Source organism: Arthrobacter sp. 9MFCol3.1, assembly GCF_000620385.1.
Lineage (GTDB): Bacteria > Actinomycetota > Actinomycetes > Actinomycetales > Micrococcaceae > Arthrobacter.
This window is the reverse complement of sequence record NZ_KK211131.1, coordinates 195110-213694: the sequence shown is the minus strand read 5'-3', so window position 1 is coordinate 213694 and position 18585 is coordinate 195110. Positions and strand designations below refer to the sequence as shown.

Annotated in this window: 14 protein-coding genes; 5 read left to right on the top strand and 9 right to left on the bottom strand. The window is 67.9% G+C overall.

The features are described from left to right. Position 1: 1 nt before the first annotated feature. From C560_RS0118360 to C560_RS0118330, 7 genes are all read right to left on the bottom strand, one after another. Positions 2-1144 carry a Gfo/Idh/MocA family protein gene (locus tag C560_RS0118360; protein ID WP_043423408.1) on the bottom strand — a complete coding sequence of 381 codons (1143 nt, stop codon included), beginning with the start codon at positions 1142-1144 and terminating at the stop codon, positions 2-4. Further along, positions 1141-1896: a sugar phosphate isomerase/epimerase family protein gene (locus tag C560_RS0118355; protein WP_026539299.1), complete on the bottom strand. Its 756-nt coding sequence runs from the start codon at positions 1894-1896 to the stop codon at positions 1141-1143. Before C560_RS0118355 ends, C560_RS0118360 begins: the two co-directional genes overlap by 4 nt. 87 nt (positions 1897-1983) lie before the next feature. Further along, complete coding sequence (locus C560_RS0118350; RefSeq protein WP_026539298.1) at positions 1984-2877, bottom strand: carbohydrate ABC transporter permease; 894 nt, start codon at positions 2875-2877, stop codon at positions 1984-1986. Continuing rightward, complete coding sequence (locus C560_RS0118345) at positions 2877-3836, bottom strand: carbohydrate ABC transporter permease (protein WP_026539297.1); 960 nt, start codon at positions 3834-3836, stop codon at positions 2877-2879. Before C560_RS0118345 ends, C560_RS0118350 begins: the two co-directional genes overlap by 1 nt. An 11-nt stretch (positions 3837-3847) precedes the next feature. After that, positions 3848-5173, bottom strand: coding sequence for an ABC transporter substrate-binding protein (locus C560_RS0118340; RefSeq protein ID WP_026539296.1), 1326 nt, complete (start codon positions 5171-5173; stop codon positions 3848-3850). A 132-nt stretch (positions 5174-5305) separates the two neighbouring features. After that, positions 5306-6157: a hypothetical protein gene (locus tag C560_RS0118335; protein ID WP_231494392.1), complete on the bottom strand. Its 852-nt coding sequence runs from the start codon at positions 6155-6157 to the stop codon at positions 5306-5308. Then, the gene (locus tag C560_RS0118330; protein ID WP_026539294.1) at positions 6154-7251 is read right to left on the bottom strand and encodes a Gfo/Idh/MocA family protein; all 1098 of its coding nucleotides are present in this window, start codon (positions 7249-7251) and stop codon (positions 6154-6156) included. The genes C560_RS0118335 and C560_RS0118330 overlap by 4 nt, the downstream gene beginning before the upstream one ends. A 182-nt stretch (positions 7252-7433) precedes the next feature. Here C560_RS0118330 and C560_RS0118325 point away from each other — a divergent pair, with 182 nt between their 5' ends. Next, positions 7434-8645, top strand: a complete 1212-nt coding sequence (locus tag C560_RS0118325) for an ROK family transcriptional regulator (RefSeq protein ID WP_026539293.1) — start codon at positions 7434-7436, stop codon at positions 8643-8645. A 137-nt stretch (positions 8646-8782) separates the two neighbouring features. After that, the gene (locus tag C560_RS0118320) at positions 8783-9967 is read left to right on the top strand and encodes an MFS transporter (protein ID WP_026539292.1); all 1185 of its coding nucleotides are present in this window, start codon (positions 8783-8785) and stop codon (positions 9965-9967) included. Positions 9968-10187: 220 nt separating this feature from the next. Here C560_RS0118320 and aceB read toward each other — a convergent pair whose 3' ends face one another. Together aceB and aceA are read right to left on the bottom strand one after the other, a co-directional pair. Then, entirely contained in the window at positions 10188-11861 is a 1674-nt protein-coding gene (gene aceB / locus C560_RS0118315) for a malate synthase A (protein WP_026539291.1), read from the bottom strand. A 250-nt stretch (positions 11862-12111) separates the two neighbouring features. Beyond that, positions 12112-13455 (bottom strand): isocitrate lyase, encoded by a 1344-nt coding sequence (gene aceA, locus C560_RS0118310; RefSeq protein ID WP_026539290.1) that lies wholly within the window; start codon positions 13453-13455, stop codon positions 12112-12114. A 167-nt stretch (positions 13456-13622) separates the two neighbouring features. Between aceA and C560_RS0118305 the strand changes: the two genes are divergently transcribed. The 3 genes from C560_RS0118305 (at position 13623) to C560_RS0118295 (ending at position 18535) form a co-directional block, all read left to right on the top strand. After that, positions 13623-15107: a helix-turn-helix transcriptional regulator gene (locus tag C560_RS0118305; protein ID WP_026539289.1), complete on the top strand. Its 1485-nt coding sequence runs from the start codon at positions 13623-13625 to the stop codon at positions 15105-15107. Between the two features lie 172 nt (positions 15108-15279). After that, the gene (locus C560_RS0118300) at positions 15280-17028 is read left to right on the top strand and encodes a pyruvate dehydrogenase (RefSeq protein ID WP_026539288.1); all 1749 of its coding nucleotides are present in this window, start codon (positions 15280-15282) and stop codon (positions 17026-17028) included. A gap of 238 nt (positions 17029-17266) precedes the next feature. Further along, a complete protein-coding gene (locus tag C560_RS0118295) occupies positions 17267-18535 on the top strand; it encodes a serpin family protein (protein WP_043423406.1) in 1269 nt (422 codons plus the stop codon). Positions 18536-18585: the final 50 nt, after the last annotated feature.

Genomic DNA, 18585 nt, shown 5'->3' with positions numbered 1-18585 from the left:
CCTAGAGTGTGGAAGCGGTGGGGTCCCAGTCCTCGGGGAGGGCTGCGGAGGTGGGGGCGGAGCTTTCCACATCGATGAACGTGCCGGAATCGACCGACTCGGAGATCGAGACCATGGTGTCCAGGACGTGGTAGGCGAGGTTGCCGGTGGCGCGGTGCGGGACGCCGGCGCGGATGGAGCGGGCCATGTCCAGCACGCCCATGCCGCGGCCTTGGCTGGGGCCGGTGGCCGGGATGACGGTCCATTCCTCGTCCCCGGCGCGCCAGAGCCTGATGTCGCCGTCGAAGTAGTTCGGATCCGGCAGCGAGATGGTGGCCTCGGTCCCGGTGATCTCCACGAAGCCCATCCGTAGCCGCGGGGACTCGAAGCTGAACACGCTGTGGGAGGACGCGCCAGACTCGAACTGGGCCATGGCGGAGACGTGGGTGGGGACCTCGACCGTGAATTCCTCGCCGGCCTTGGGCCCGGAACCGATGACCCGGACCGCCTTGGCCTTGGACCCTGTCGCGGCCACGCGGCGCACGGAGCCGAACGTCTGCACCAGGGCCGTGAGGTAGTACGGGCCCATGTCGAACAGGGGCCCGGCGCCGTGCTGGAAGAGGAACGCGGGGTTGGGGTGCCAGGATTCCGGCCCGGGCGTCTGGAACGTGGTCATGGCCGTCAGCGGGGTGCCGATGTCGCCGCGTTCGATCAGCCGCCGGGCGGTCTGCAGCCCGGCGCCCAGGAACGTGTCCGGAGCGCAGCCGAGCCGCAGCCCGGCGGCGGCGGCCGTTTTCAGCAGGCCCAGGCCCGATTCGCGGTCCAGCGAGAACGGCTTTTCCGTCCAGACGTGTTTGCCGGCGTTGACGGCGGCCGTGGCCACTTCCACGTGCGCGGCCGGGATGGTCAGGTTGACGATGATTTCGACGTCGGGGTGGTTCAGGGCCGCGTCCACCCCGCCCCACTCCGGGATGCCGTATTCCTTGGCCCGCGCCTCGGCCGCCTCTTCGAAGAGATCGGCGATCACGTGGACCTTGAGGTCGGGGAAGACGGTCAGGTTGTCCAGGTACTGCTTGCTGATGTTGCCGGCGCCGATGACGGCGACGCCCACCGGGCCGCGGCCGGTCACACGGGCTGCCGGTCCACGGTTCGCTGCGGCGCTCATGCGTTCACGCCCTGCGCGCTGGCGGAACCGCTCTGCAGGTAGCCCAGGGACTGGGCGATGCCCTCGAAGATGTCGCCGGAGTAGTCGTCGAATTCCACGACGCCGACTTCGAGGGACTGCGCCGCGGCGATGACGTCCCACACCGCGATCTTGCCCTGCCCGGCCGGCTGCTGCGCCTTGGTGTCCGTGGAGACCGGGCCGTCCTTGATGTGGATGAACCTGACCCTGTCGCCGAGGCGCTGCAGCAGCTGCACCGGGTCCTGGCCGCCGACGGCGGCCCAGTAGGTGTCGACTTCCAGGACAAGTTCCGGGTCGAGGAGTCCTTCGAAGTACTCCAGGGCGGTCTGGCCCTCGATGCTGGACTCCAGCTCCCAGGCGTGGTTGTGGTAGCCGACGCGGATGCCGTACCCGGCGCCCTTCCTGGCGGCGGCGTTGAGCTTCGCGGCGGTGGCCTGGATGTCCTCGGCGGACTGCCAGTGCTCGGCCGGGAGGTAGGGGTCGATCACCGTGGTGATGCCGAGTTCCTTGGCCGCGGCGAAGATTTCGTCCTGGTCCTGGCTCAGCAGCGGGGCGTGGCCGGACGGGGCGGTCAGGCCGTTTTCCTTCAGGGCGGCGCCGAGCTCGGCGGCCGTGGCGACGAAGTTGTAGGGCTCCACCTGGGTGAAGCCGAGTTCGGCGACTCGTCTGATGGTGCCGGGCAGGTCTTCCTGGAGGGCGTTGCGGAGGGTGTACAGCTGGATTGAGTAGGACATTGCGTTCCTTTGCGGGGAGTCGGTGGTTCTCAAGGAGGTGGGCGGCCCGGCGGTTAGCCGGCCGGCGTCGGGGTCGGGGTTCGGTGCCTAGCGGCCGGCGAGGGATCCGCCGATGCCGCCGACGCTGAAGTACTTGTTCAGGGCGGCGAAGACGATGATGGGCGGGAGCATCATGATCACAGCCAGGGCCATGACGGATGTCCAGTCAGTTTGATTCTGCTGGAAGAAGGACTGCACGCCCATGGGCAGGGTGAAGATTTCTGTGGAGCGCAGGAACACGATGGCAACCAGGTAGTCGTTCCAGGCCAGCAGGAAGGCGAAGATCGCTGTGGAGAGAACGCCCGGGAGCGAGTTCCGCAGCACCACCTTCGTGAAGCTGCCGAAGACCGAGCAGCCGTCGATCCAGGAGGCTTCTTCCAGGCTGATGGGGATGGAATCGAAGTAGGCGGCCATCATCCAGGTGGCCACGGTCATGGTCGAGCCGACGTAGATGATGGTCAGGCCCATCAGGTTGTCCACAAGGCCCATGCCGGCGAACAGGATGAACAGCGGCACCACCGAGGTGATGATGGGCAGCGACTGCATGACGAACAGGAGCAGCGAGTAGCCGGAGACTGCCTTGGACCGGCCGCGGGAGAGGACGTAGCCTGCCGGGGCGGCGACGGCCACGGCGACCACCACCGTGCTGAGCGTGGTGATGAGGCTGTTCTGCAGCCAGGTCGAGGCGAGCGTCTCGGAGAACACAGAGCTGAAGTTCTCCAGCGTGAAGCCCGTGGCTGTGCTGGTGGGTCCGGGGGTGAAGGCGAGTACGACGGTGACCATGATGGGGACGAGCACGACGGCGGTGATGGCCAGGATCAGGGCGAAGCGCCACCAGCGGCCGCGCAGGCCGGCGTCGGACAGGGAGCGGTTGGGCTTGCCGGTATCGGCGACGCCGAGGACAGGGCCGGACTGGGGGTGGGCGTGGACTACTGCGCTCATTATTCGACGCTCGACTTTCGGATCTGGCGGTACAGGATGACCGAGACCACCACGAGGGTAATTGTCATTAGGAAGGCGATCGCGACGCCGGGGCCGGTCTGGAAGTCCTGGAACACGGTCCGGTAGGCCAGCACCACGAGGGACGTGGTGGCGTCGACGGGGCCGCCGCCGGTGAGCAGGTAGATGGTGGGGAAGTCGTTCACGCAGAAGATCGTCATGAGGATCCAGCTGATGTACGTGGACCGGGCGATCAGGGGCAGCGTGATCTGGCTGAACTGCTGCCAGCGGCTGGCGCCGTCCATGCTGGCGGCCTCGTAGACAGTGGTGTCCACGGACGCCAGGGCCGCCGAGGTCATCATCATCATGAACGGGAAGCTGATCCAGACCTTGAACACCATCACGGTGATGGCCGCGAGGGTCGGGTCCGCCAGGAACAGCGGGGTTCCCAGTCCGAGGTTCCGGAAAATGCTCGGGACGAGGCTGTCCGGGGTGCCCACCAGCCAGTTCCAGGCGGTGGAGGACACCACGATCGGGACCACCCACGGCAGGAGCAGGAGAATCTTGAAGAGTCCGCCGGCCGGGATCTTGGTGCGCAGCAGCAGGGCCAGGCCCAGCCCGAGGAGCCAGGAGCCGAAGACTCCCACGATCGTGAACAGGAGCGTGAAGCGGGCGGCCTTCCAGAAGGCGTCGGAGGCCAGGACGTTGGCGAAGTTTTCCAGGCCGACGAATTCGCCGGTCTCGATCAGGGACCCGTCATGTGTGGCCTGCACCCCGGCGTATACGAGCGGGTAGCCGTGGATCAGGACGAGCAGGATGACGGAGGGCAGCAGGAGCCAGAAGAAGGTCTTGCGGGTCTGCGAGCTGAGCTTGCTCTTGCGGTTTGCGGGCTTGCCGGGCCCGCCGGGGGCAACGCCCCGGCGGGCCCGGCTCAGGCCGGTCTGGGCTGTGGTCAATGCCATGGAAGGCCCGCTTACTTCTTCAGGACGGATTGCAGTCCGGACTGGAACGTCTGCAGTGCGGACTTGGCGTCGGTCTTGCCCGTGAGGATGGTCTGGGTGAACTGGTTGAGGGCCTGGCCGCCGTCGAGCACGGCAAGGTTGGCATTGAGCGTGTTGCCCTGCGAGGCGAACGTCTTGGCGATGGGCTGCCATTCTTTGACGATCTTGACGTTGTTGGGGTCGTTGGCAAACTCGGGGAGCTCGGTGATGGACTTGAACACAGGCAGGGCGGACATCAGCTTCTGCTGCCACAGCTGCTTCAACTGCCCCAGGTAGGCGACCAGGAAGGCCTCGGACGATGCCTGCGAGGGCGTGTTTGTGTACATCATGATGTTGTTGGGGAAGACAATCGTGGCCTTGTCCCCGTGCGGGCCCGTGATGGGGTCCGCGACAAGAAGGTCTCCCGAGGTGTCGCCGACGCGCTGCGGGACGTTGACCTGAAACAGGCCGAAGCCTGCCTTCTTGTCCTTCCACTGGGCGGACATGTTGTCGGTGGTGTAGCTGACCGCGGCGGGGTCCACGATGCCGTTGGAGACGAGTTCCGAGACGAACTCGATGGCCTCGACGTTGCGGTCGTTCATGACGTCCAGTTCGCCGTCCTTATTGAACACGCCGCCGCCGTTGTTCACCATCATCATGATCATGGAGTGGTTGCCGTAGTTGTTGCCGGCACCGGAGCCGGTGGTGAAGCCGAAGGCGCCGATCTTCTTCAGGGCCTTGCCTGCCTCCAGCAGGGTCGGCCAGTCGGTGGGGAGGGCCACTCCGGCCTTCTCGAACAGCGACTTCCGGTACCAGAACACGCGCATGTCCAGCTGCCATGGGACGGCAACGTAGCCCTTGTCCGACTTGAAGGGATCCAGGACGCCCGGCAGGAAGTCGTCGTACATGCCGTTCTTCTTCAGCTCCTCCACGACCTTGTCCGCGTAGGCGATCTGGCCCTGCTGCTCAAACTGGAAGGCCTGGAAGCCGCCGCCGGTGGATACCGCCGGTCCGGTCTTGGAGGCGATGGCCGAGGAGAACGTCTGGTAGAAGTTGTTCCACTGGATGGTCTGGTAAGTGGCCTTGAGGTTGCCCGACGCCGGTGCGTAGCCCTCTGCGATCTTCTTGGCGGCGTCGTTGTAGGCCGGCGTGGCCCACGGCATGTCCCAGAACTTGATGACGCCGCTGCCGCCCCCGGACTGGGATGCGGAGCCGCCGCCGCACGCTGCGAGGAGCGGTGCGCTGGCCGCGGCTGCGGCGAAGCCCAGGAATCCCCGGCGGGAGAATGCGGTGGAGGTAACAGAGGACTTGATCGTCACGATGATTTCCTTTCATGACCGGGCCGCGGCGTCGCGGACGGTCTTCTCGACAGTGAGTTGATGCGGAAGGACTTGCTGGCAGTGCAGGTGAGGCTGGCAGTGCAGATGAGGCTGGCAGTGCAGATGGGGCAGTTAGTGCGGTTGTTGCGGTGAACGCGGTGAGTCGTGGAGCTTCCCGACGAGGTCCGTCAAGGCGGCAAACCGTTCCAGGTCGGCCTCCGGGGCGCCGGAGTCGACGGCGGCGCGGAGCCGCTTCCAGCTGTGCCGGTGGGCCGATTCGTAGGTGGTGGGGAACGTGGTGGCCCCGGCGGCGGTGACCGACCGGACCTCCGCCGGCCAGCCTGCGGAGGCGTCCGGGAGGGTGATGTCCGCCCGTCCGGTCGAGGTCAGGACCGAAACTGTGGCCGTCGCGGGGAGCGAGGACGTGGTGATGCCCTGCAGGGCCGCCGGCGCCCCGCCCGGGAGGCTGCCGATCACGGTGTAGCCGTTGGCGTTGCGCTGGATGACCCGAAGGTCTTTCAGCTCGACACCGACGGCCAGGACCGCGCCAAGATGCCGGGTGAGCAGCACCTCCGGGTCGGTTCCGGGGACGCCCCACGCCACGGAGTCCAGCAGCACGGCGTCGGCCAGGGCGTCGGCGATGGCCGTCCGGACCGCGGCCCGGGACTCCGTGAGGATGGGGTTTGACGCCCATGTCTGGTCAAGGACCACCGCGGTGCCCGCCCCGGCGGCTGCCGCGGCCAGCGCCGCGGGGTCTTCCGCCACAGGATCAACGACGACGACGCCGCGGACTCCGCTGCGGACCGCTTCGGTGGCGGCAGCGGTCCAGCCGGCGGTGCCGGCGAGGGCGACGACGTCCGGCCCGCCGTCGGCCGGGGCGAAGGAAACCGGCAGGGATGCGATGACGGCGCCGACGGTGCCGGCCCGTTCGGCGTCCGGTCCGGCCTGGACCAGGAGCGGCGTTGTCATCAGCGGGGTGCTCATGCGCTGGCCTCCGCGTAGGCGGCGTCGCCGGCATCGACGCAAGCGGCGGCGGCGTCGGCGATCGCGAGGGCGAATTCCAGATCGTGGATCAGCGTCTCCGGGCCGGGGGCCGTTCCGGTGCCGTTGGCGATTTGGGCGAGTTTGCGCCATTCGCCCTCGTAGCCGTTGTGACCGAAGGGGCCCAGGACCGTGGTGCTGGCGGCGGTCCGGATCCGGGCGGTCGCCGAGCCGGCGTGGACGTAGGACGGAGTGAAGTCGATAGACAGGGAGGCGTCGTCACCGATGGCCTCGAACGTCCAGGACGGTTCCCAGGTGCCGTTCATCGCGGCGCGGAGTTCGATGGTCACCGCGCCGGCCCGCAGTGAGATGACGTAGCCGAACGGCAGGACGGTCTGCGCGTGCAGGACCTCGACATCCCGGAAATCCGGGGCGAACAGGCGGACCAGGGGCAGGTCGTGGATGGCCAGGCCCATGACGCCGCCGGTCAGCGTGGCTTTCACGGCGGCCGAATCAGGGCCGGAAGCCTTGCCGGCGGCGGAGGGCGCCGCGGGGCCGCGGCCCACGATCTCGGTCGCAAAGTCCTCGAAGCGGGGGTTGGGCGGCAGGACGATCGAGGACCGGACGGTGTGGACCTGTTCCGGCAGGCTGCCCCACGCCGCTTCCGCCGCCAGCCAGCCCGGGTCAAAGGTGTGCATGGCGCCGACGACGATCGGCACCCCCGTTTCGGCGGACACGGCGGCGATGGCCGCGGCTTCCTCGCCGTTCATGGCGAAGGGCTTTTCGCACAGGACAGCCTTCTTGCCGGCACGGCAGGCGGCGATCACCTGGACGGCGTGGAACTGGTGGGGGCTGCAAATCGCGACGATTTCGACCGCGGGATCCGCCAGCAGCTCCTCCATGTTGGTACTGAAGCGGGCCCCGACCCGGGCGGCCACGGATTCGGCGACCGCCGGGTCGACGTCCATGATGTGACGGACTTCCAGGATGTCCCGCAGCCTGGCGAGGGACGGGAGGTGGATCGCCTGCGTGACGGGGCCGGCACCCAGGATCCCCACGCCCAGCGGCGCCGGCGACGCATGTTCTTGGCTCGACAAGTTCGTTCATACCCCTTCGTAGTCCCGGAACCGGCCACTGGCAGCCAGGCTGCCCAGGCCGGTGATCTGGCTCACAGCCAAAGCTAGAGACACTTTTGCCGGGCGTCAAGCAAAAGTTGAAAACTACGTGTCAAACTTTGTGAAGCGTGACATGCAGAAGATCTTCGTGCTATCACTTACTCATGAGTACGCCCCCCGGCACCGAACCCCCAGCCCCCGAAGTCGGCGGCAGCCTGTCCCGCGCCGGAGACCTCTTCCAACTCCTGCGCGACGGCAAGGCCCGGACCCGCGCGGAACTGGCCCTGACCACCGGGCTGGCCCGGTCCACCGTTGCGTCCCGTATCGACGCGCTGATGGTCTCCGGGCTCGTTGGCCCCGCGGGGGAGGCGAGTTCCAGCGGCGGCCGCCCGCCGTCGCGCTTTGCCTTCAACCCGGCCGCCCGCGTCGTTCTGGCGGTCGACGTCGGCGCCACCCATGTGATCATCGCCGTGACCGATCTCAACGGAAAAGTGCTCGCGGAGCGCCGGCTGGCACAGGACGTCGCCGACGGCCCGGTGGTTGTCCTGGACCGAGTGGTCGAGGAAGGGCTGCAGCTGCTCGGCGGGGCCGGCCGCGGCGCCGCGGACCTGGCCGGCGCCGGGATCGGGCTGCCCGGACCCGTGGAACACGCCACCGGCATGCCGGTGAAGCCGCCGATCATGCCCGGCTGGGACGGGTTCGACGTCGTCCGTCATGTCCAGCGGTCCCTTCCGGTGCCGGTCCTGGTGGACAACGACGTGAACATCATGGCGCTGGGGGAGCGCACGGCGCACTGGCCCGACGACGAAAACTTCCTGTTCATCAAGGTGGCCACCGGCATCGGGGCGGGCATCATCAGCAGCGGCCAGCTCCAGCGCGGAGCGAACGGGACGGCCGGCGACCTCGGACACGTCCGGGTTCCGCGCGGCGATGACGTGCTGTGCCGTTGCGGGAACTACGGGTGCCTCGAAGCCCTGGCGTCCGGGCCCGCCGTCGCCAAGACGCTGACGCAGCAGGGCCTGCCGGCGCACGACGGCGGCGACGTGCTGCGCCTCGTCGCGGAGGGCAACCTGCAGGCCATCCAGGCGCTGCGGCAGGCCGGCCGGGATCTCGGCGACGTCCTCTCCACGGTCGTGAACCTCCTGAACCCCTCGGTGATTGTGATCGGCGGCAGCCTCGGCCAGGCCGGAGAGCATCTGATGGCCGGCGTCCGCGAAGTGGTTTACCGGCGCTCGCTGCCGCTGGCCACGACGCATCTTCGGATCGGCGTGTCCCGGGCCGGCGACCAGGCCGCCATCCTCGGCGCCAGCCAGATGGTCACGCAGCACGTGCTCTCACCCGCCGTCATTGAGGCGACCCTGCAGGCCACGGGCTAGGGGTGTCCCGGGAAGCAGCGCGCCCGGCAGGGGTGTCCCGGGCAGCGTCACATTCCGCGGGCGCGGCAGGGGCCCGTGATAGCAATGGGACTGATGAAATCATATTTCAGCCCGCCCGCCGCGCACCGGCCCACCCCATGAGCAATCTGGCCCGGGAACCGCGCGGCTGGCTCCTCATGCTCGCGATCGGACTCATCGCGCTGAACATGCGCGGCCCGTTGGTGGCCGTCGCCCCGGTGATCGCCCAACTGGAGGACGATCTCGGGTTCACCCCGGTGGAATTGGGATTCCTGACCGGCATCCCGGTGCTGTGCTTTGCCCTGGCCGCGCCCCTGGCCTCGCTGGCCGGGCGCAAGCTGGGGCCCGAGTTCGCCATCACCCTGACCCTGCTCGGCGTGCTCTTCGGCGTCGTGGTCCGCTCGGCCGGCGGGGGAGCCCTGGTCATGCTGGGCACGGTGATCCTCGGCGTCGCCATCACGATCGGCAACATCGTGGTCCCGCTGATCATCCGGCGTGACTTCACCCCCGCCCGGCAGGGTGCGGCAATGGGCACTTACACCGCGGCGCTGAATATCGGCTCGTTCCTGACCTCCATGGTGTCGGCGCCGCTGGCTGAACTCCTGGGCTGGCGGCCCGCGATTGCCGCGAGTGGCCTCTTCGCGGTCGCGGCCGCCGCCGTGTGGGTGATCGCGGTTGGCCGGCGGGCCTTCATTCCTGCCGCCGTCCCCGCGGCAGACCCGCGGCGGCCCGGCAAGCTCACCTCCCGGTGGATCACGGCGGCGCTGACCTTCGGGTTCGCCGGGCAGGCGTTCTCCTACTACGGAGTGACCGCCTGGCTGCCGAGCCTGCTCTCGGACGAACTCGGCATGGCGCCCGCGGCCGCCGGGGCAGGGTCCTCGCTCTTCCAGATCCTGGCCATTGTCGGCGGACTGGGCGTGCCGCTGGCGGCCCGGTTCGCCAGTACGACGGCGGTAGGCCTCGCCCTGGGGCTGCTGTGGCTCACCGTACCCGTGGGCCTGCTGCTCGCGCCGGAGCTGTGGTGGCTGTGGTGCTCTTTCGGAGGTGTGGCCCAGGGCGGCGGCATCACCCTGATCTTCCTGGCCATTATCCGGCTGGCGCGGGACCAGGCCTCGGCGGCCCGGATGTCCGCCGTCGTCCAGGGCACGGGATACTCCTTCGGGGCAGTGGCGCCGACCCTGCTGGGCTATGTCCATGGGACCACCGGCGCCTGGACCGGACCGCTGCTGATGATCCTGTGCTCCGTGGCCGCGTTCATCCTGGGCACCGCGCTGTCCCTGCGCCGGGTGCCGAAACCACACTGATTCGCTGTCGCATACAGGGGTGCCTTCACCCCGAGATGACAGATAAGGCCCATGTTCGCGAGAAACATGGGCCTTACCTGTCATCTCGACGCCGTTGTCGAGTACGTGGTGATATTCCGTTGCTGGACTGCCACCCGGATTTCGGGGTGCCTGTTGCGAAGGGCCTGGCAGCCCAGCCAACGGAAATCTGTGCGGACCCGGTTGCCCGGGACGCGGAGTCCTACGCCGGAACCAGCGCGGTGTCCCCGGCGGCGACGTCGGCGCCGTCGCGCCCCTCATGCAGGAAGCGGTCGTAGGCCGGCAGCGTCAGGAACGCCGGGAACTCGCTGCTGAGGGTGACTTCCTCGAAGATGTCCCGCGCGTCGGCGAAACGGTCCCCCTCGAAGCGCTCCAGCTTGGCGAATTCCTCGTCCAGCATGTCCTCCACCCACTCCCGGGTGACCACATCGCCGTGGTCCGTGATGGCCCGGGCGAAGATCCACTGCCACAGCTGCGAGCGGGAGATCTCCGCGGTGGCGGCGTCCTCCATCAGGTTGTGGATGGCCACCGCGCCGTTGCCGCGCAGCCACGACTCGATGTAGCGGATCCCCACTTCGATGTTGTTCCGGATGCCCTGTTCGGTGATGGTCCCGGTGGTAGCGGAGATGTCCAGGAGCGCACGGTCGTCCGGCGTGACGTCCTCGCGGAGGCGCTCGAGCTGGTTCGGGCGCTCGCCGAGGACTGCGTCGAACACCTCGCGGCAGACCGGCACCAGGTCCGGGTGCGCCACCCAGGAGCCGTCGAAGCCGTCGCCGGCCTCGCGGGTCTTGTCCGCGCGGACCTTCTCGAAGGCGATCGCGTTGGCAGCCTGGTCTTTGCGGTTGGGGACAGCCGCGGCCATGCCGCCGATCGCCATGGCGCCGCGCTTGTGGCAGGCCCGGACGAGCTGTTCGGTGTAGGCGCGCATGAAAGGCTGGGTCATGGTGACCTGGCCGCGGTCCGGGAGCACGAAGCGCGGTCCCCGGGTGCGGAAGTTCTTGATCAGGGAGAAGATGTAGTCCCAGCGGCCGGCGTTCAGGCCAGCGGCGTGGTCCCGGAGCTCGTAGAGGATCTCCTCCATTTCGAACGCCGCGGTGATGGTCTCGATCAGCACCGTGGCGCGGATGGTGCCCTGCGGGATGCCCAGCAAGTCCTGCGCCAGGACGAAGATGTCGTTCCACAGCCGCGCCTCGAGGTGGCTCTCGATCTTCGGCAGGTAGAAGTACGGGCCCTTGCCCTGGGCGATCAGGCGGCGGGCGTTGTGGAAGAAGTACAGGCCGAAGTCCACGAGCCCGCCGGCAACTGGCGTGCCGTCGATGAGCATGTGCTTTTCCGGCAGGTGCCAGCCGCGGGGACGGACCACCACGGTGGGCAATTCCCCGGCCGGGCGCAGCTTGTACTCCTTGCTGTTATGGCCGTCGGTTGACGTGAAGTCGATCCTGCGTTCCAGCGCGTCCGTCAGGTTCAGCTGGCCCTGGATCACGTTGCGCCAGGACGGGGTGGAGGAGTCCTCCATGTCCGCGAGCCACACCTTGGCGCCTGAGTTCAGCGCGTTGATGGTCATCTTCTTATCGACCGGCCCGGTTATCTCCACGCGGCGGTCCTCCAGGCCCGGGGCCGGCGGAGCGACGCGCCAGTTCGGGTCGTTGCGGACGGACTCGGTCTCGCGCAGGAACCGAGGGTCCTGGCCCTTGGAGATCTGCTGGCGGCGTTCCTGCCGTCCCTGCAGCAGCTCCCGACGGCGCCCGGCCGTGGCCTTGTGCAGCTTGGCAATAAACGCCAGCGCGTCCGGCGTCAGGACCTCGCTCTGCCGGCAAATCGGCTGCGCGGTCAACGTGATCCCGTTGATAGTGAAGTTGTCAGTGAAGCTGTTCATTTCAAATCTCTCCTCGGAGAAGCAAGGTCGACGGCGGTCGGGGCTGGTTGGGGCCGAAAAAGGCAATCCTCCGCGTGCTATTCCCCATCCCCGCCCCAGGCCTCGCAGAGCTCGGCCGGGCGGGGACAGGGCCCCTTTTACGCACGCTTCCGGATTACCTTTCCCGGCCCCCGGTGGCAGCGGCGCCATGGGTGCCGGCCGCCGTCGTGCCTTCGGGTGAGCGGAATCAACAGCTCACCGTGGGCGGGGATTAGTGGAACTGGCCCTCTTCTGTGGATCCCACCAGGGCCAGGGTGGACGCGTTCGGGTTGAGCGCGGTGGCGATGTCGTCGAAGTAGCCGGTGCCGACTTCGCGCTGGTGCTTGGTTGCGGTGTAGCCGCGGGACTCGGAGGCGAATTCCTTCTCCTGCAGCTCGACGTACGCGCTCATGCCTTCCCGGGCGTAGCCGTGGGCGAGGTCGAACATCGAGTAGTTCAGGGCGTGGAAGCCGGCCAGGGTGATGAACTGGAAGGTGAAGCCCATGGCGCCGAGTTCGCGCTGGAACTTCGCGATCGTGGCGTCGTCCAGGTGCTTGCGCCAGTTGAACGACGGCGAGCAGTTGTAGGAGAGCATCTGGTCCGGGAACTCGGCCTTGACGGATTCGGCGAACTTGCGGGCCAGCTCCAGGTCCGGGGTGCCGGTCTCCATCCAGATGAGGTCGGAGTACGGGGCGTAGGCCTTGGCGCGGGCGATGCAGGGTTCGATCCCGTTGCGGACCTTGTAGAAGCCTTCCGGAGTGCGGACCGGCTGGCCGCCTTCGCGGAGGATGAATTCCTGGTCGCGCTCATCGACGTCGGAGGTGATCAGGGTGGCCGCCTCGGCGTCGGTGCGGGCGATGATGACCGACGGGGTGCCGGCGACGTCGGCGGCGAGCCGGGCGGCGTTCAGCGTCCGGACGTGCTGCTGGGTGGGGATCAGGACCTTGCCGCCGAGGTGGCCGCACTTCTTTTCCGAAGCGAGCTGGTCCTCCCAGTGAACACCCGCAGCGCCGGCCTGGATCATGGACTTCATCAGCTCGTAGGCGTTCAGCGGGCCGCCGAAGCCGGCCTCGGCGTCGGCCACGATCGGCACCAGCCAGTCCTCGACGCTCTGGATGCCCTCGGAGAACTCGATCTGGTCGGCGCGGAGCAGGGCGTTGTTGATGCGGCGGACCACGGTGGGGACCGAGTTGGCGGGGTAGAGCGACTGGTCCGGGTACGTGTGGCCGGAGTTGTTGGCGTCCGCGGCGACCTGCCAGCCGGAGAGGTAGATGGCGCGGAGGCCGGCCTTGACCTGCTGCACGGCCTGGTTGCCGGTCAGGGCGCCAAGGGCGTTGGTGTAGCCGCCGGTCTTGTGCTCTTCGGTGAGCTGCTTCCACAGCTTTTCGGAGCCTCGGCGGGCGAGGGTGTGTTCTTCGGAGACGCGGCCGCGGAGGCGGATGACATCCGTTGCCTTGTAGTCCCGGGTCACACCTTCCCAGCGCGGGTTGGCGGCCCACTCGAGCTCCAGTGCGGCGGCCTGCTCTGTTGTGTCCTGGCCGGACGGCTGCTGGGTGGGCTCAAATGCTGCAGTCATCTTTGTCTCCTTGGTGGGGCCGGGCCCGGCCAGTCTGCGTCTCTGCAGATCCTGGCCGGTTGTTCCGGTTGCGAATCTTTCCGTGAGATCTACTTTTCTTCACTTTCCGAGGGGTTACTAGACCGAAACTATGGAAAGAAACGCACTTCTTCGCGTATTCTCAAGAAATGCACTCAGCCAGCTGGAACCGCCAAGCTCTCTCTCCTTCCGCGCCCGCAGCGCCGGAGGTGGATGTCATCAGCATGGGCCGCCGGGTCCGCCACCTGCGCAAGGCCGCCGGACTGACGCTCGATGACCTGAGCGCCGCCGTCGGGACCGCCCCGAGCCAGCTGAGCCTGATCGAAAACGGCAAGCGCGAGCCCAAGCTCGGCCTGCTCCAGCAGCTCGCCGCGGCCCTTGGGGTCAGCATCGACGAGCTCCTCGGCGCCGAGCCGCCCAACCGCCGCGCGGCACTGGAGATCGAGCTGGAACGGTACCAGCGCAGCCCCATCTACGAGTCCCTGAACCTGCCGAAAATCCGCATCAGCTCGCGGCTTCCGATGGATGTGCTGGAGTCGATGGTGGGGCTGCAGCATGAGCTGGAACGCCGGCTCAACGAGCAGGTGGCGACGCCGGAGGAGGCCCGCCGCGCGAACGGTGAACTGCGGGCGATGATGCGTGAGCGGAACAACTATTTCCCCGAGTACGAGGCTGAAGCGCAGAAGGTCCTGGCCTCGGTGGGCCACACGAGCGGTCCACTGTCGCATCATGTCATCTCGGACATTGCCGGGCACCTCGGATTCAGCCTCCACCATGTGGGCGACCTCCCCCATTCCACGCGTTCGGTGACGGATCTTAAGAACCGCCGAATTTATCTCACGCAGAACGCACGCAGCGACCACGACCCCCGTTCGGTGCTGCTGCAGGCGCTGGGCCACTACGTCCTGGGCCACCAGACCCCCAACAACTACGGGGACTTCCTGATGCAGCGGGTGGCCACAAACTACTTCGCCGCGGCACTGATGCTGCCCGAGCAGGCTACCGTGGCATTCCTGCAGGAGGCCAAGCAGGCCAAGGAAATCGCGGTCGAGGACATCCGGGACGCCTTTGCCGTGTCCTACGAGACCGCCGCCCACCGCTTCACCAACCTCGCCACGCAGCATCTGGGCATCCGCACCCACTTCCAGAAGACGCACAAGAGCGGCATCATCTACAAGGCCTACGAGAACGACGGCGTGACGTTCCCGCAGGACCACACCGGCGCGATCGAGGGCCAGTTCTCGTGCCGGAACTGGACGTCCCGGGTGGTGTTCGACGTCGCGGATAAATTCAGCGCCTACAACCAGTACACCGACACCCCGGCCGGGACGTACTGGTGCACGGCCCGGACGGAACGCTCCGCAAACGGGGAGTTCTCGCTCTCCGTGGGTGTCCCGTATGCGCATGTGAAGTGGTTCCGCGGCCGGGACACGACGGAGCGGTCCAAGTCCACCTGCCCGGACGAAAGCTGCTGCCGCCGCCCGCCGGCGTCGCTGACCGCAGAATGGGCCGGGAACGCCTGGCCCTCCGCCCGGGCCCACTCCCACCTGCTGGCCGCCATGCCGCCGGGCGCTTTCCCGGGCGTGGACGAGACCGAGGTCTACTCCTTCCTGCAGGCGCACTCGGGGAACTGACCTCCCCTCAGCTTCTGCAGGTTTTCCCGGGACGCTCCCTCAGGTCCTGCGGTTTCTGGCGGGACGCTCCCTCAGATCAGCCGGCGCGGCGTTCCCTGGATGTGGCTGACAGGGGCGCGGACTATATTGGCCTGTGTCAGCTCATCGATCCATCTCGCGGGAGCGTGCGCCCATGGCCAAGGAACTTGCCACCCAGCTCATCGAACAACTCCAGGCTGCCGGCGTGCAGCGGATCTACGGGATTGTGGGGGACAGCCTCAACCCGATCGTCGACGCCGTTCGCAAGACCGGCGGCTCGCAACAGGGCGGCATCGACTGGATCCATGTCCGGCATGAGGAGGCGGCCGCGTTCGCCGCGGCGGCGGAAGCCCAGCTGACCGGCCGGCTCGCGGTGTGCGCCGGCTCCTGCGGGCCCGGCAACCTGCACCTGATCAACGGCCTGTACGACGCCAACCGCTCCGGGGCGCCCGTGCTGGCCATCGCCTCGCACATCCCCAGCAAGCAGATCGGCAGCAGTTTCTTCCAGGAAACCCACCCGGACCGGCTCTTCAACGAATGCTCGGTCTACTCCGAGCTGATCAGCACCGCGGAGCAGGCGCCCCGGGTCATGCACAGTGCCATCCAGCACGCCGTCGGCCTCCGGGGCGTCGCCGTCGTGACCCTTCCGGGCGACATCGCCGGCCTGGAGGCGACGGCCGAGACGCCGGCGCCGGCAACCTTCCGGCCGGCGACGCTGATGCCGGACCCCGCGAGTGTGCAGGAACTGGCCGACGCCATCAACGCCGCCGGCAAGGTGGCCATCTTTGCCGGTGCCGGCGTCGAGGGCGCGCACGACGAGGTGATTGCGCTCGCCGGGCTGATCGCGGCGCCGATCGGACACTCGCTTCGGGGCAAAGACTTCATGCAGTACGACAACGCCTACGACATCGGCATGACCGGGCTGCTGGGCTACGGCGCCGCGGCCGAGGGCATCGAGGACGCGGACCTGCTGATCCTGCTGGGCACCGACTTCCCGTACGACCAGTTCCTCCCCGGAACCCGGACGGCGCAGGTGGACCGGGCCGCGCACAAACTCGGGCGGCGGACCGACGTCGACATTGCAGTGCACGGCGACGTCCTCCCCACCCTTGCCGCCCTCATGCCGTTGGTCAAGGCCAAGAAGAGCCGCCGTTTCCTGGATGCGATGCTGAAGAAGCACGACCGGCTCATGAACAAGGCCGTGGGGGCGTACACCCGGAACGTCGGGACGAAACAGCCGATCCACCCGGAATACGCGGCCTCGCTGCTGGACCAGGTGGCGGCGAGGGACGCCATCTTCACGGCGGACACCGGCATGTGCAATGTCTGGACCGCCCGGTACATCAACCCGCTGGGCACCCGCCGCCTGATCGGCTCGTACCTGCACGGGTCCATGGCCAATGCGCTGCCGCACGCGATCGGCGCCCAACTGGCCTACCCCGGCCGGCCGGTGGTCTCGGTCTCCGGCGACGGCGGCCTGTCCATGCTGCTGGGCGAGCTCATCACGGTCGCCGCGCACCGGCTGCCCGTCAACGTGGTGGTCTTCAACAACTCCACCCTGGGCATGGTGAAACTCGAAATGCTGGTGGACGGGCTCCCCGACTTCGGCGTCGACGTCCCGGACGCCAACTACGCGGACGTTGCCCGCGCCCTGGGCTTCCACGCCGAGCGCGTCACGGATCCGTCCCGCATCGAGGCAGCGTACCGGGAAGCCTTCGCCCACCCCGGCCCGTCGCTCGTGGAACTCATCACGGACCCTAAAGCGCTGTCCCTCCCGCCGAAGATCAAGGGCGCGCAGGTCCTGGGCTTCGCCACGGCCATGTCCAAGGTGGTCCTGAACCGGGGCGCCGGCGAGGCCGTCAGCATGGCACGGAGCAACCTGCGGAACGTCCCCCGGCGCTGACGCGGGTCGAGTTCGCCGGAAACCTGCCAGTTCGCCGGAGGTTCCCGGCGAACTGGAGCGCTTCCGGCGAACTGGGCACCGCGACGCGGGTGGACGGGCCGGGACTGGCGTTTATTGAGAAAACGCCGTCAAATCGTGACTCATGCGTGGTCGCGCTTTGCCGGGCCCGGTGCTTGACTGGCCCTAGGCGGACCCCCGCTGTTTTACTGTCGCTGTTGTGCGGGCCTTGGGGAGCGCGATGAAACAGAAGTCTTCGGCACGGATTGTTGCGGCCGTTGCCGCAGCGGCGCTGTCCTTGACGGCCTGCTCGGCATCGCCGCCGGCGCTGTTGAAGGCCGACGGCGTCGAACGAGTTTCGGTGGAACGGTCCGCCTACCCGGCAGAGCTGGCTAAGCTTCGGGTGTCGGCGCGGAAGCTGGGCGCCGCCCTCCTGGCAGACGGCGGCGACCCCGGAATCGGCAATGTGGTTGCGTCCCCGGGCAGTCTGCTGGTTGCCCTGGCCATGCTGCGGGCGGGGGCGACCGGGAAGACGGCTGCCGAGATGGACAAGGTGCTGGGGCTCCCCGCGGACCACCGCGACGAAGCCATGAACGCGATGCTCGCATCCCTCGACGCTTTCGACGGCGATCCCGGCGCGGTGGACGAAAAGGACCCTCCGCGCAGGCCGGTCCTGCGCAGTGCAAACGGCCTGTTCGTGGACAAGGGTGTGCCCACCGGACAGAGCTATCTACGCTCCCTCGCCCGGTATTACGGGACCGGCGTGTACCCGGTGGATTTCATGGACGAGGCCACCACCAAACCCGCGATCGACGCCTGGGTGGACAAGAACACCGGCGGACGGATCAAGAAAGCGCCCGCGGAGTACGATCGCAAAAATACCTTCAGCGTGCTTAATGCGGTGTATTTCGCCTCGGCCTGGGAGGTCCCCTTCGACCCGGCCGACACCGCCGAGCTGCCCTTCACAACGGCGGACGGCAGGCAGGTTTCCGTCCCCACCATGTCCGGCGTTCAGGACGTTGTCTCAGTTCAGGGTGCGGGCTGGCAGGCAGTGCAGCTGCCCTACGCCGAGGGTTTCGTGATGCGGCTCGTGCTGCCGGATTCCGGGGCTGCCGCGCCCGGGGCAGAGGTCTTGGCGGATGCTGCCGGGGCCCTTGACTCCGCGGCCCCGTCGCCGACGCAGCTCTACTTGCCGAGGTGGGACCAGAAGAGCAACTTTGAGCTGCGAAAGGTCTTCGGTTCCCTGGGGCTGCGGGAAATGCTCCAAACCGAGTCCGACTTCGATTCGATCCAGTCCGGCCTCATGATCACGCAGGCCGGGCAGTCCGCCAGCATCACCGTCGCGGAGAAGGGCACCGTTGCCGCCGCCGTGACCCAGATCAACGCGCAGGCGGTGAGCGGCACGGTCCCGATGAAGATGATCCGTTTCGACCGGCCGTTCCTATACGAAATCGTCCACCTCGAGACCGGGCTCCCGCTCTTCATGGGGAAGGTCTCGGACCCGCGCTGACGGGCGGCCCACGGGGGGCCCAGATCGCCGGAAGCCCTCCAACTCGCCGC

Coding starts and splice junctions, on each gene's coding strand:
- C560_RS0118300 (WP_026539288.1), top strand. CDS start 15,280: ATGGCCAAGGAACTTGCCACCCAGCTCATCGAACAACTCCAGGCTGCC.
- C560_RS0118355 (WP_026539299.1), bottom strand. CDS start 1,896: ATGTCCTACTCAATCCAGCTGTACACCCTCCGCAACGCCCTCCAGGAA.
- aceA (WP_026539290.1), bottom strand. CDS start 13,455: ATGACTGCAGCATTTGAGCCCACCCAGCAGCCGTCCGGCCAGGACACA.
- C560_RS0118350 (WP_026539298.1), bottom strand. CDS start 2,877: ATGAGCGCAGTAGTCCACGCCCACCCCCAGTCCGGCCCTGTCCTCGGC.
- C560_RS0118320 (WP_026539292.1), top strand. CDS start 8,783: ATGAGCAATCTGGCCCGGGAACCGCGCGGCTGGCTCCTCATGCTCGCG.
- C560_RS0118305 (WP_026539289.1), top strand. CDS start 13,623: ATGCACTCAGCCAGCTGGAACCGCCAAGCTCTCTCTCCTTCCGCGCCC.
- C560_RS0118335 (WP_231494392.1), bottom strand. CDS start 6,157: ATGAGCACCCCGCTGATGACAACGCCGCTCCTGGTCCAGGCCGGACCG.
- C560_RS0118360 (WP_043423408.1), bottom strand. CDS start 1,144: ATGAGCGCCGCAGCGAACCGTGGACCGGCAGCCCGTGTGACCGGCCGC.
- C560_RS0118345 (WP_026539297.1), bottom strand. CDS start 3,836: ATGGCATTGACCACAGCCCAGACCGGCCTGAGCCGGGCCCGCCGGGGC.
- C560_RS0118295 (WP_043423406.1), top strand. CDS start 17,267: ATGAAACAGAAGTCTTCGGCACGGATTGTTGCGGCCGTTGCCGCAGCG.
- aceB (WP_026539291.1), bottom strand. CDS start 11,861: ATGAACAGCTTCACTGACAACTTCACTATCAACGGGATCACGTTGACC.
- C560_RS0118325 (WP_026539293.1), top strand. CDS start 7,434: ATGAGTACGCCCCCCGGCACCGAACCCCCAGCCCCCGAAGTCGGCGGC.